This window comes from Desulfocapsa sulfexigens DSM 10523, from assembly GCF_000341395.1.
GTDB classification, from domain to species: domain Bacteria; phylum Desulfobacterota; class Desulfobulbia; order Desulfobulbales; family Desulfocapsaceae; genus Desulfocapsa; species Desulfocapsa sulfexigens.
Map to the genome: position 1 here is coordinate 3,676,653 of NC_020304.1, position 13,348 is coordinate 3,690,000.

Annotated in this window: 9 protein-coding genes (1 of these 9 running past the window's edge); 3 read left to right on the top strand and 6 right to left on the bottom strand. The window is 44.5% G+C overall.

Features of this window, described 5'->3' with window-relative positions; translation table 11 throughout:
* Positions 1 to 73 precede the first annotated feature (73 nt).
* The 3 genes from UWK_RS16395 (at position 74) to UWK_RS16405 (ending at position 7,194) form a co-directional block, all read left to right on the top strand.
* Entirely contained in the window at positions 74 to 3,283 is a 3,210-nt protein-coding gene (locus tag UWK_RS16395) for a cache domain-containing protein (protein ID WP_015405516.1), read from the top strand.
* A gap of 141 nt (positions 3,284 to 3,424) precedes the next feature.
* Positions 3,425 to 4,690 (top strand): 3-deoxy-D-manno-octulosonic acid transferase, encoded by a 1,266-nt coding sequence (locus UWK_RS16400; protein WP_015405517.1) that lies wholly within the window; start codon positions 3,425 to 3,427, stop codon positions 4,688 to 4,690.
* Positions 4,687 to 7,194, top strand: a complete 2,508-nt coding sequence (locus UWK_RS16405; protein WP_015405518.1) for a DNA internalization-related competence protein ComEC/Rec2 — start codon at positions 4,687 to 4,689, stop codon at positions 7,192 to 7,194. Before UWK_RS16400 ends, UWK_RS16405 begins: the two co-directional genes overlap by 4 nt.
* Before the next feature lie 43 nt (positions 7,195 to 7,237).
* Here UWK_RS16405 and UWK_RS16410 read toward each other — a convergent pair whose 3' ends face one another.
* From UWK_RS16410 to selA, 6 genes are all read right to left on the bottom strand, one after another.
* On the bottom strand, positions 7,238 to 7,543 hold the full coding sequence (locus UWK_RS16410) for a DUF3144 domain-containing protein (protein ID WP_015405519.1): 306 nt from the start codon (positions 7,541 to 7,543) through the stop codon (positions 7,238 to 7,240).
* 31 nt (positions 7,544 to 7,574) lie between these two features.
* Positions 7,575 to 8,855: an MFS transporter gene (locus tag UWK_RS16415; protein ID WP_015405520.1), complete on the bottom strand. Its 1,281-nt coding sequence runs from the start codon at positions 8,853 to 8,855 to the stop codon at positions 7,575 to 7,577.
* Positions 8,856 to 8,884: 29 nt separating this feature from the next.
* Complete coding sequence (locus tag UWK_RS16420; RefSeq protein WP_015405521.1) at positions 8,885 to 9,967, bottom strand: type IV pilus twitching motility protein PilT; 1,083 nt, start codon at positions 9,965 to 9,967, stop codon at positions 8,885 to 8,887.
* 72 nt (positions 9,968 to 10,039) lie between these two features.
* Entirely contained in the window at positions 10,040 to 10,723 is a 684-nt protein-coding gene (locus UWK_RS16425; RefSeq protein ID WP_015405522.1) for an LOG family protein, read from the bottom strand.
* Positions 10,724 to 10,740: 17 nt separating this feature from the next.
* Positions 10,741 to 12,888 carry a tetratricopeptide repeat protein gene (locus UWK_RS16430; RefSeq protein WP_015405523.1) on the bottom strand — a complete coding sequence of 716 codons (2,148 nt, stop codon included), beginning with the start codon at positions 12,886 to 12,888 and terminating at the stop codon, positions 10,741 to 10,743.
* On the bottom strand, positions 12,888 to 13,348 hold the final stretch of the coding sequence (selA, locus tag UWK_RS16435) for an L-seryl-tRNA(Sec) selenium transferase (RefSeq protein ID WP_041916456.1). The gene runs 952 nt beyond the window's last position; the window shows 461 of its 1,413 coding nt (coding positions 953-1,413); its start codon lies off the right edge, out of view; its stop codon occupies positions 12,888 to 12,890. Before selA ends, UWK_RS16430 begins: the two co-directional genes overlap by 1 nt.

Below are 13,348 nucleotides of genomic sequence, written 5' to 3' on the forward strand. Positions count from 1 at the left end.
GTACACTGAAATACATGGATTCTTAATCCCTAACCTTCTATTTCAACGCCTCCCCTGACCCGAAAGGCACAGAATGAAACAAAAATATCACTTCACAAAGCTCTTCCAATTATGGGGTATCCTCTTACTCCTTGGAATAGCTCTGAGTATAACAGCCATTGATATTTTCGTATCATATCGAAGCTTTAAACTTAACTCTGAAAAAATGCGGGCAGATTATATCGACAGTCAAAAACAGACTGTGAGACAAGAGGTCCTTAAGGTTGTTCAATTAATTTCTCACGACAAAGAGCAAAGTGTTGCCCTTACTAAAAAACTCCTAAAATCAAGAGTCCACGAAGCCTCTGCCATAGCGCACAATATATACGAACAAAATAAAGCAGTTAAAAACAGAGCCGAAATAAGGACAATGATTATTGATGCGCTACGGCCAGTCCGTTTCAACGACGGAAATGGTTATTACTTTATGACGGATTTTGATGGCACTGGAGTTCTTTTTGCGCACAGACCAGAACTTGAGAACAAAAACCTTCTGGGCATACAAGACAGCCATGGCAAATATGTGATACGGGACATGATAGACATTGCCCGTACTTCCGGGGAGGGATCGTATCAGTACAACTGGACGAAACCGGACAAAAAAGGAAAATATTTTCGAAAAATTTCTTTTTTCACCAAAATTGAACCCTTTAACTGTCTTGTCGGTGCAGGTTTCTATGTCGATGACATGGAAGAAAAGATCAAAGAAGAACTTCTTGAAAGAATAAGCAGGATACGATTTGGGAAAGAAGGGTACGTTTTTATAAACAGATTTAACGGAGACGCCTTAGTCTCAAACGGAAAACGCTACTCAGGATCTCAAAAACTCTGGGAAGTGTTCAATAAATTCCCCGAGAAAATGAAAGCCATTTTTTCCAAAGAACACGCTGCCGCATTGACGTCCGACGGTGATTTCATCTACTACACCTTCCAAAAATTAAACAACATTAATGTAGAATCTCCAAAAGCCTCATTTATCTATGGAATCCCCGATTTACAATGGCTTATTGGTGCGGGATTCTATCTTGATGATGTGGAAATTGATATTACTCTGCTGCAAAGCGAGCTTACCAAGCAGATCAAAACAAAAGTATTTTTTTCAACGCTCATTACCGCAGCCATCCTCACCTTTTTTCTCTTCCCGTTCCGCTGGATGACGCGACGATTGAATAAAGATATTGATCTCTTTGTTTCGTTTTTTAATCAACCCATCTCAATGAACAAAACAATCGATCAGAATTCTATCCAATTCCATGAATTTGATCAGATGGCCAGAAACATCAACACGCTGTTCCTGGACAAGCTTCTGACTCAGCAAAAACTGCATAGGGAAGAAATGGCACTTATGCAGACCGAGGCAAAGTATCGCAACACCATGGACTCCACACTAATTGGGGTTTACATCATTCAGGATTTTATTTTTCAATATGTGAATCCCACTCTGGCTGGCATGTTCGGATACACAGTTGAAGAGATGGAAGGTAAAATTTCTCCACTTGATCTGGTCGTTTCTGAACAACGGGATTTCGTTAAAAAAAATCTCATTCGCCGTGCCACAGGAGAGTTGAAGCATCCCTACGACGTCAAATGCGTACGTCGTAATGGTGAAGTTTTTGATGCCATGGCCCTCGGTGCGGCAACTATCCACGAAGGAAAACCAGCTTCAGTTGGCACACTGATCGATATTACCGAACGAAAAGCTGCTGAAGAGGAGCTCAGAAAAAGTGAAAACCGTGCCACAGCCCTGCTCGAAGCTATCCCAGACCTGGTCTTCAGGATGAACAGGCAAGGGGAATACATAGATTTCAAAGCCGACCCTTCTGAACTCTCTATACAGCCTTCCGAAAGTATTATCGGTAAAAACAGCGCAGAGATCCTGCCTCCAGATCTGGCCACCCTGATAGATACAAATCTTAAAAGCACCCTGTCCTCAGGAAGAATGCACACCTTTGAATATCAGCTTAATATCCCTGAAAAAGGCCTGCTCGATTTTGAAGCCCGAATGGTGAAAAGCGGCGACAATGAAATAACATACATTGTCCGAAACATAACGGAACTGAAAAAGATACAGGCAGAAAAAGCTGTCCTTGAGAAAGAACTCAACCAGTCAAAAAGAATGGAATCCATAGGTCTGATGGCCGGTGGTGTGGCTCACGATCTCAACAATATTCTCGCTGGGATTATCGGGTATCCCGAGTTAATACTGGAAAAACTCTCACCTGAAGATAATGTATTACGACCTCAGATTACAGCCATCCAGGAATCGGGAAAACGTGCCGCAGCAGTTGTTGACGATCTGCTCACCGTTGCAAGAGGCGCTGCAAGCACCAGGGAAATTCATGAACTTGACTCTTTGATTGTGGAATATCTGGACTCTCTCGAATGCGCCAAAATACAATCACTCCATCCCCAGGTAGTTATCAAACATCAACTCGACGCCAGTGGTGTCACTATCTCCTGTTCACAGGTTCATATAAAGAAATGTCTGATGAATCTCGTAACCAATGGGGTAGAGGCAATTGAGGGTTCGGGTACCGTTACCATTTCCACCCGTACCCATATACGAAACAGCAACGTGATCTCGGAAAGTGACATTGAACCAGGCGAATATGTAGTACTCGGAGTACAGGATAATGGTCCTGGCATCGCCAAGGAAGATCTGGAACATATTTTTGAGCCTTTTTACTCGAAGAAGACCATGGCCAGGAGTGGCACTGGCCTTGGACTCACAGTAGTCTGGAATACTGTACAGGATCATCGTGGCAGAATATTCGTTGAAAGCAATGACAAGGGAACCTTGTTTCAGATCTGGTTTCCTATCTGCCAAGAGAAAAACAAGGCTCTTCATCTCGCAGATACGGACTTCCCTTTCATAGGTAATGGTGAGCATATTCTGATTGTCGATGACGAACCGGTTTTACGGGATATTGCTGCTAAAATGCTTGAAGCCATTGGCTACACTGTTGACTCCGTTTCCAGTGGAGAGGCCGCTATTGAATTTGTTAAGGCCACCTCCGTTGATCTCCTCCTTATTGATATGCTGATGGAACCCGGTATCAATGGCTACCAGACATACAAGGAAATACTCAGCCGCAATCCCGGACAAAAGGCAGTAATTGCAAGTGGTTTCTCTGAAAGCACCGATGTTAAAGCGGCCCTGAAGCTCGGAGCCAAGGGGTTCATAAAAAAACCTTATTCAATGGAGCAGCTTGGACGGGTCATCAAGGAGGCAATAAACACATAATTTTTCCTGTCATTCCCTCTTTTTCTGTTTACGAAAGATCAGCACAGTGGCAATATCTGTCCTGCTTGACTCATCACATAATCGTATCCGGGATACCACTACTTTTTTATCCTAACCAAACCTAACTGGTTTCAGGCACCAATGATAATTCTCTACACATTACTCCAGCTTCTGTTGTTACCATTTGTATTCCTTCCCCTGATGGCTGTTATCCTGTTGGTCCCCAAGTACCGGATGCGGACATTGCAGCGTTTTGGACTTGGGTTAAAGGCTGCCAAACAAGAGAAAAAACGGAAAACGATATGGATACATGCGCTGTCAGTTGGGGAAGTCACCTCGGCGCTTCCGCTGATTTCCGGACTGCGTAGGGAGATGCCCGACGTTGAGTTGGTCTTTTCGGCTGCAACTCGATCTGGCTCAGGAGTAGCCGAGAAACTCCTTCACGATAAAGTTGACCGTTTTATTCCGTTTCCATTTGATTTTCTCCCCATTGTCAATCGATTTATACGCGTGGTACAACCAGATCTCTTTATTCTGATAGAAACTGACTTCTGGCCGGCAATTCTCTCTTCTTTGAAGCAACAGGGTATCCCCTCCCTTCTGGTCAATGGTCGTATTTCAAAAAAATCCATGAACTCCTACAACCGGTTCCCGTTTTTCTTCATACCCCTGTTTTCCAGTTTCAGAACCCTCTCAATGCAGACTGAAAATGATAAAGACAACCTTATTGCATTGGGTGTTGATCACAGACAGATAGAGACTCTTGGCAACCTCAAATACGACACGGCCCTCTATTCCTCATCGTCACGGAAACAAAACATCTCTTTTAGCCTGCCACCCTACGACTTTTTAGTGGTTGCGGGATCTACCCACGAAGGTGAAGAAGAGATACTGCTGCAGAGTTTTAAAACGTTTAAAGAAAAATATCCTCAAAGCTATATGGTCATCGCCCCACGCCATACTACCCGTGGAAAAGAAATTCAGAGCCTTGCCGCCGCATTAGAGCTTCAGGCCAACCGTCGCAGTCAGATAAATGCAGGTGGCCGAGATATTCTTATCCTGGACACCATCGGTGAGTTGAATACCATTTACAGTCACGCAGATATTGCCTTTGTCGGCGGAAGTCTGGTAGCAAAGGGCGGGCACAACCCCATAGAACCTTCAATCTTTGCAGTACCCGTACTTTTTGGCCCTCATATGGAAGATTTTTCCGAGGTAAGTGAACAGCTCCTCCAGGCAGGCGGTGCATTTACCGTTTCAGATCACCTGGAACTAACCACAATCCTCTGTAAACTCTGTGATGACAGCAGATTGTTGCGTGAGACCGGGAAAGCAGCACAGTCATTTGTTAAAAGCCAGCAGGGAGTTATCAAACGACACCTCAACCTCATACAAAAAATGCTGTGAAACGTTTTGGGGTGCTCCTCAGGCACTACCTCCTTATAGCTCTGAGCCTTGCATTTCTTACAGGAATCATCCTTCAGAATGCGTGCCCGTCTATACCTCCCCCCCCCGTCCTCCTCTGTTCATCTCTGATTTCACTCATTTTATTATTCGGACACCGGAAAACACACAGAATCTGTATCCCGGCCCTCCTTCTTCTGGCTGGGCTTCTCGGTTTTCTTCATGCAGCAAACAGTGCAAAGCAATCTCTTCACGAGACAACTATCGCCAGCCGCATCACCGGGGAGGAAGATACGGTTCTTATCGGCACCCTGCATACAATGCCCCTCTTTGATGGTAAAAGCAGTACCATAACAATCAAAAGCCACTATCTACGGCTCAAGGATGAAAAAGCTTTTTCTCAAGTCAAGGGCCTTATCCAACTGCGTCTGAAGGATACGTGGCCAAGCTCATTTCTGCCAGGGGACGAACTTGTCATTCGAGCCCGTCTTTCAAGACCCTATCGATTCGGCAACCCGGGTGGATTTAACTATCCCGCCTTTCTCGATGCCAAAAATATTCGAACTGTCGGTAGAATCAGTTCTCCGGCACACATTCACCCACTTGATCATACTCAATCACTGTTTCACCGCATACGTTACCTCCCCGAGAGAATGCGCCTTTTACTTAAACAGAAAATAGACAACATTCTCCCACCACAGCAGGCGGCGATGTATCGCGCCCTACTTATTGGTGACAGATCGGGTCTCAACAGGGCACAATTGGAATCCTTCAAAGCCTCCGGTGTTTTTCATATTTTAGCAATTTCAGGGTTACATTTGTCCATCGTAGCATCGGTTCTTTTTGCTATATTTTATTGGCTAGTGAGACGTTCAAGCTTTCTTATGCTCCGAATCTCTAGTAAAAAAATGGCTCTACTCGCAACCATCCCGCCACTTTTTTGTTATGCTCTGCTTGCAGGATTTCAGACTCCCGTCCTTCGCTCTCTCATCATGGTCGTTATTTTCATCCTGTCGTTCTGCATCCATAGACAGCGCTCACCTTTTACCACCCTCTCTTTTGCAGCCCTTGTGATTCTCCTTATACATCCGGCAACACTGTTCACCGTTTCCTTTCAACTTTCCTTTGCTGCAGTTGCCTCATTAATTCTCATACTTCCAAGACTCAGTAGTATTATGCAGCGAGACACTACTGCCGGCAACAGCGACAAAAAAACTAACTTCTTCACTGTCCTGTTTAAATGGACATCTGCTGCAACACTTGTCTCAGTCGTGGCCACCGTCGGTACGGCTCCGCTTCTCATTTACAGTTTCAATCGACTTTCAACCGTGGGACCAATAGCCAATCTGTTCATAGAACCTTTGCTCTGCCTCTGGACTCTCCCCCTCGGCTTACTCAGCCTTCCGTTGCTCTTTATAAGTCCCTCTCTTGGAGAATGGCTTTTACACACCGGAGGAACTGGTATTACCGCAGCTGCAGTAATCGCAGACTTTCTGGCGGCTCAAGAATATTCCACACTCTGGTTTGCCACTCCAGCACCTACACTTATTATTCTCTATTACCTGGCCCTATTCCTTTACTTTATGAAATTTTTCAGAAAAACTAGTCTGTTGCTGTTGAGTATAGTCTGTTGCCTTTTCTTTTTTCCACCACAGTCATTTTTTGCGAAATACTCTAAAGAATCTGAATTAGTATTTTTGGATGTTGGCCAGGGCAGTTCAACTTTTTTGAGTTTTCCTGGAGGACGGAGGATACTTATTGATGGCGGAGGAAGCTCTTCTGAAAAATTCAACGTGGGCGAAAGTATCATTGCCCCCTATCTGTGGAACAAGGGAATCACCACTCTTGATGCCGTTGTTATCACGCATCCGGATTCGGATCATTACAACGGTATCCCATTTATCCTGAATCGATTCAGACCGCCAGTCCTCTGGATCAATGGAAGCGATGGGCATGAACAAACATATCAAGAGTTACTGACACTGGCAGAGGAACTCAAGATACGGGTAAAAAAACCGGAGGAGAATCAGATACTGCTTGCAGCAGAAGGGGCAGTATTGGAGAACATCACATCTCCCTTGCATACTGAAAGTGAAAATTATGCAACTGGAAATCGAATCAGTTCAAATGATGACAGCCTGATTCTCAAATTCACGGCATCAAATAAAAAATTATCATGTCTCTTTCCGGGAGATATCAGCAGCAAGGTTGAAAAAGAACTTGTCGAGAATGTCGAGGGGAACAGGTTACAATCGTCCTTTTTACTGTCTCCACACCATGGCTCTAAGACATCAAACTCACAACTTTTCCTGAAGAATGTAAATCCTTGGCACATAGTAGTCTCTGCAGGAAGTTTTCGTCCATTACTGTTCCCTTCTCCACAACTCAGAAGGTATTGTAAAGAAAATGATATTCAGCTGTTGAATACTGCAGAAACCGGTGCCCTCACCATTAGAACAGATGGTGCAAACACAACTATCCATCGTTTCATTTCAGACGCAAACTAGCCATAATCATACCAGAGTTTTCTGTTCCGACACCAGCATTGTGTTATTTTTCGTACTGAGGATTCCCAATATATGTATCAAAATTATCAGTATAATCAGAAAAATGCTCATCAAGCATTTTCTTGTATTCTGCCACAAAATATTCCATGGCATCTTCTTTACGTGATGAGAATTGTTCTGCTGAATCTGAAGCTGATGCAACAAGGAAAGTATTAAAACGGGCTGCAGCATACAAAAATGCAGCACTTACTTTTCCCTGCTCAACTTTGCCACTCTGCCCATTAGCTACGGCAATAAAGGCATCAGCCATCTCATAAAATTCTTTATCTTTTTCTGTATTATCGCTCACTTTGTATCCTCTTTATGTTTATTCACTCTTCTTAATCACCCTCCATGCACACATCATTACGATTTAGACGCCTTACCCCTGCATGAAACAGAACAGCAACTCCCATCCCAAATCCTCCAAGAAACAGCATATTTGACGAGGGGATACAGAGACGATCAAAAAAGGTAAACACCTGACCTGCCACTAACATTCCAGAAAAAGAACAGAAGTTGGAAGCAGAAATCACTTTGCCCTTTTCATGACCTCCGGGGCGAACCTGAATACAAGTAGTGAGGGGGATAAGAAAAATACCACCGCAAATTCCTGCTCCGGCAAGGGACGTCAGCAAAAGCTGCCACTGAAAACTACAATCAGCACCAGCCACCGCACCCGCCACAACCAGACAGAGTCCCATGCCAAAACTTGCAGGGGCCAAAACCTGAGTCCAACGATCTGGAGTCGTTATTCGCGCTGCTGTCAATGCACCGATACATACTCCTGACATTAGAGCTACAGAAAGGAGGCTGGTTGCCGTAGCAGACATCTGAAGCTCACTGATTCCCATGGTATTAATCACCATAACAGCCAGCAGACTGAAAAAATAAAAGAAGCTATCTCCAATTACTGCCAGCAAAAGAGGCGGATCATGACGCAGATTAATACTGTCTTTAAACGATACCAGAGGGCCGGACCAGGGAAAAGGAATCTGCTTATGCGTAGACGCGACTCCCTTTATCCAAAAAGAGCTTATCACCCCGGAAAAGGCGACAAAAAGCACAACGGTACCAACGAGAAGACGACCGAAGGGGATTTCAGTTGCCAGCCACCGTTGGTCAAGGGCAATTCCAGCAGTAGCCATGCCAAGGAGAATGGCCGATGTGGTGACCAGTTTCAAAAAGGCATTGGCCTTCGTAACATACCAAGTGGGATAAAGTTCAGGAATGGTACCGTTAAGAGCGGGGCCAAAAAAAGTAGATTGTAATCCCATAAGGGTGACCATGGAAAGTATCCATGTCCAATCAAGGGTCATAATACCATATGCACCTATTATCATGGCAATAAGTTCGAGGATTTTCACCCAGATAATGACCCGACGCTTTGGGTATCTATCTGCAAGCCAGCCGCCGTGAGCAGAAAAAAGAATAAAGGGCAGAGAAAACAGCATGGTAGCGGTCCCCTGAAGACCGGAGAGCCCTGCAGTGACAGCAAGAAGCAGAGCTGCCTGCTTGAAGAAGTTATCGTTGAATACTCCTAAAAAATACGTCGCAGCCATGGCGGCAAAGCATGGTCTGCCAGCCAGTCTCTCCCCTGTGTCCGTTCGAGATTCTTTCATTGACTACTCAACAACCTTTAAATCACCTTTTACACTTCTGTAAAATCAGACGGTGGCTTCTTCAGGAATTTCAAGAATTTTGCTTTTTCAACTGAGTTTGAATACGCATCATCAGCACTGATCTGACGTTTTTCCAGATATTCCATGATACTGTCATCGAGTGTACGCATTCCATACTTCTTACCCGTCTGCATAACTGAGGCAATCTGATAGGTTTTCCCTTCTCTGATAAGGTTTCGTACCGCAGGAGTTGCTATAAGCACTTCCAGGGCAGCACAACGCCCCTTTACATCTATTCGCTTGAATAAGGTCTGGGAGACAACGGCCTTCAAGGCATCTGAGAGTGTTGACCTAACCTGCCCCTGCTGGTTTGCAGGAAAAATCTCCACCACACGATCAACGGTTTTCATGGCATTCAGTGTATGGAGGGTTCCAAAGACAAGATGGCCTGTCATAGCTGCTTCCATGGCAAGAGAGATGGTTTCGAGATCACGCATCTCACCAATCATTATGACATCAGGATCTTCACGCAATGCTCCACGAAGTGCTGCCGAGAAGCTCTTGGTGTGCTGCCCGACTTCGCGATGATTAATAACACACTTTTGACTACGATGAACAAATTCGATAGGATCCTCAATTGTCAGGATATGATCTTTTCTATTTCTGTTTATTTCATCAATTACTGCTGCCAGTGTTGTGGATTTACCTGACCCTGTAGGGCCAGTAACCAGCACCAGCCCTTTAGGAAGATAGGCAAGACGAGAAATAACCTTGGGCAGTCCCAGCTGTTCACAGGTCAGAATCTCACTCGGAATTTCACGAAAGACAGCACCAATTCCATATTTCTGACGGAAATAATTACAACGATAACGTGCAAGACCAGGTATTTCATAACCAAAGTCCACATCGCCAAGTTCTTCAAAAATCTTGATCTTATCTTCCGGACAGATCTCGTAGAGCATGGCCTTCAATTCTTCGTTTCCCATCTTCTTAAATTTGACACGTTCCATGTCACCACGAATTCGCAGAATAGGCTGCTGTTCGGCAACCATATGTAAATCCGAGGCACCTTCATCGTTCATCAACTTAAAAAACGCGTCAATCTGAGCCATACGTTTACTCCTTCAGGATATATGCAAGACTATACACAAGACAGATTTTTTTCGATTTTCTTCCGTACTAATTTACAATACTATTCTTCGTTTTATAAAATCAACAACTTCTAAGGGATCATCCATAATATAGATAAGGTCCAGATCAGTTTTACTGATGGTTCCGTTGCTAAGAAACTGTTCTTTGAGCCAGTCAATCAATCCTCCCCAAAATGAACTGCCAACCAGAATAATCGGGAAGGGTTCAATCCGCTGAGTCTGAATAAGGGTCAGGGATTCAAACAGTTCATCAAGCGATCCAAAGCCACCAGGCATACAGATAAATGCCATGGAATACTTCATAAACATTACTTTACGTACAAAAAAGTATTTAAACTGAATGGACATATTGGCATAGGGATTGGGTTCCTGCTCATGGGGAAGAGCAATATTCAGGCCCACTGAAATTCCACCTGCTTCATCTGCTCCCTTATTGGCAGCCTCCATCAGCCCGGGGCCTCCTCCTGTAATGACGCCATACCCTTCCCGGGCAAGACCTGCCGCAATTTGTTCTGTAAGTTTATACCATGGATGTTCCTTAGGTGTTCTCGCCGAACCGTAAATCGTCACCGTAGGAACATTAATTGCCGACATGGAATCAAAACCTTCAACAAATTCCCCCATAATACGAAACATCCGCCAGGAATCACCCACAACATCATTATCAAGACAATATTTTGATTCCCGGGCGACCCGTCTTCGTTCCTCTTTAACCATAGTAGTCCTCATTCAACCTATTTATTCAAGTAATACCGTGCAGTTTTTTTAATTTCAGAATTACTTATCTGACCGGGACATGACTCGGCCTTTTCAAACCACTTTTCAGCAGTTCGTTTCTGCCCCTGTTCGTGGGCAAGTAATCCTCTCTGTAGAAGTGCAGCAGGTCTGGTTTTCTTGTTGCGAAGACAGGGTTGCAAGGATCTTCGACAGCCCAGATAATCGCCACATTGCAACTGAGCCTTAGCCAATTGTAACTTTAATTTGAGAGAATCAGGATTCAACTCCACAGCCTTTTCACAAAAGCGAAGGGCAATATCATCCCCCTCATTTTCTTTCAAATACATTTCACCAAGCAAGCCTAGTACATCTCCATCATACTCATTATAACGCATGGCCTGCTGCAGATATTTCATAGCATCACGATACTCACCAAGTCCAAAACAGGCCTCACCGAGATAGCGAAGAGCTTTGCCTCCCCTCCCCTCTTCATTCTCATTTTTGTACCACGCCTGCAAAAGATCAAAGCCAGCTCTGTAACGATGTGCTTCGACACAAAGTACTCCTAGTTGGAATTTTATATCCTTTCGTGTCTTTTCCTCCCCAACCTGCTCCGGCAGGTCGAGAGCCTTCATGAAAGAATCGATGGCGGCAATATGTTCATTTCGTATCTGTTGCTCAAGACCAAGATTGTACAGGGCCATGAACCGATCCTCTTTGCTGTTACAGGCTTTATGAAAACACTCTACAGCAGCCTTGTGTCGGTTCATTTGGGCATAGCAGACCCCGAGACTGTTCAGCAGGTTACCGTCCCCGGGGTCAAGTATCAACCCTCGCTTGTACTCCTTCACGGCAAGCATCAAATCGCCATCTCCGTAGTACATATCTCCTGCGATGTTGCAACTCAGAGCATTACAGATTATCAGGGCTCCCGGATCAAGAAAATGGGAATGCAAGAGAGCCTTACGGCAGTTGAGAAAAAGCTCGGATTTTTTAAAATCCCCAGATGGATACAAACTTATTCCGCAATTAACCGCTGTCCCGCTATGCTCTTTTTCATCAAAATGCCGAAGAATCATATCCCCCATTTTTAAAGCCTCTTTTCTCCCCTGGTCGGGCAATAAAAGATACACCGTCTTTTTGTCAGTAAAAATTCTATCTTCTTCTCCTGCACAATCGCGAACACTTTCAACAAACAGGGAATTTTCGGTATTAAACTGAAGAAGAGCACATTTTTGCAGGTTATGGGTGGCTTTCTGCAACCATTGCACAAGTGGTTGAGCTGGTGGTGCCAGAGGATGATTTGCGGCATTTTCAATGGAACTGTAATGACAAAAAGCAAAGGGCCCTCTCTTAGTTGCAACATGCAGGGCAGCCCATACTTTCCTCATGATTTCTTCAGAGCGGGAGAGGGACAAACCGCTATCGGCGGGTATCTCTCCAAAAACAGCACTTCCGACATGAACCCTATAACACCCTTCTCTCTTTAGAAAATTAACGAGTGACGGGGCAAATTCTGCTGCAAAAACAGAATCTTTTTTCTCACAGAGAATTCCAAAACATGATTGTCCCAGGTAATAGAGAGGAAAACGGTCGTCAACAAAGGCTCTCAATAAAGAAACCGTACGATGCTGGTAATTTTTTGCCTGAAAGAAACTGGAACTCTTTGGATAGACGGTCACTAACATGAGAACCCCGGTACGATCCTTGGCACCATAATCAAGATATTCCTCAAGGTGCAGGCTACTTAACAGCCCGGTAAGGGAATCAATGCAAGCCCGTTTCACAAGAAGAAATTCCCGGATCAGCAATGAAGAGAGTCCTTCCAGCCAGTCTTTACCTATCTTCCTGACAAGATACCTATCAAGCCCCTTAACCTGGGCAATAACCGTCGTATCATCAGCGACAAAGGGAAGGATCAGGATATCTCTTGATAAAACAGGAGATTCCGTCTGCACAGCTTTTTCCATACCCAAACGAAGTTCTTTTTCTCTTTTAGTTTCCGATAGTGATGCGGCAGGCTGCGGTTGCGGAGGATCAAGGAAAACCAGCTCATCGATGGTTGGGATATTCTCGTGAATAACCCTCCCGAATTCAAAAGAAAATCGTATAAAATCCTGTCGTTCAAGTCTCCTACAAAGGTGATGCTGGGAATATCCAAACATTATTTTTCAATCCTCTGCTGTAGAAACTGCCCTAATATATCAATCAGCAGTGGAATGTCCTGTTCAAGAATCGTTCTGAGATCAACAATCATTTTTTCGTTTTCTATACGGAGAATAAGTGGGACATCCAGATTTCTAAATGATTTTTCAAGAACATTGGCTCCTTTTTCCCCGGGAGTGAGTACAAGGGCCCAGCTTTCAAGCCCGTATTCAGGCATAGCACCACCACCAACTCGGGACGTCGTGGCCTGCAATGCAATAGTCCCTTTGCATTTCACTCCCCCTCCCAGACGTCGAAGGATCCTCTGACCCTTTTTCTTGACCTTTTCCGGATCGGCTGTGAGCATGGCAAGTGTAGGTATTGAATGCAGAGCAGTATCAAGATTATAATACTCACGCAACACTGTTTCCAGGGATGCAAGGGTAAACTTATCAATACGCAGAGCACGATTCATGGGGT

Coding starts and splice junctions, on each gene's coding strand:
- UWK_RS16395 (WP_015405516.1), top strand. CDS start 74: ATGAAACAAAAATATCACTTCACAAAGCTCTTCCAATTATGGGGTATC.
- UWK_RS16420 (WP_015405521.1), bottom strand. CDS start 9,967: ATGGCTCAGATTGACGCGTTTTTTAAGTTGATGAACGATGAAGGTGCC.
- UWK_RS16425 (WP_015405522.1), bottom strand. CDS start 10,723: ATGGTTAAAGAGGAACGAAGACGGGTCGCCCGGGAATCAAAATATTGT.
- UWK_RS16400 (WP_015405517.1), top strand. CDS start 3,425: ATGATAATTCTCTACACATTACTCCAGCTTCTGTTGTTACCATTTGTA.
- UWK_RS16430 (WP_015405523.1), bottom strand. CDS start 12,888: ATGTTTGGATATTCCCAGCATCACCTTTGTAGGAGACTTGAACGACAG.
- UWK_RS16415 (WP_015405520.1), bottom strand. CDS start 8,855: ATGAAAGAATCTCGAACGGACACAGGGGAGAGACTGGCTGGCAGACCA.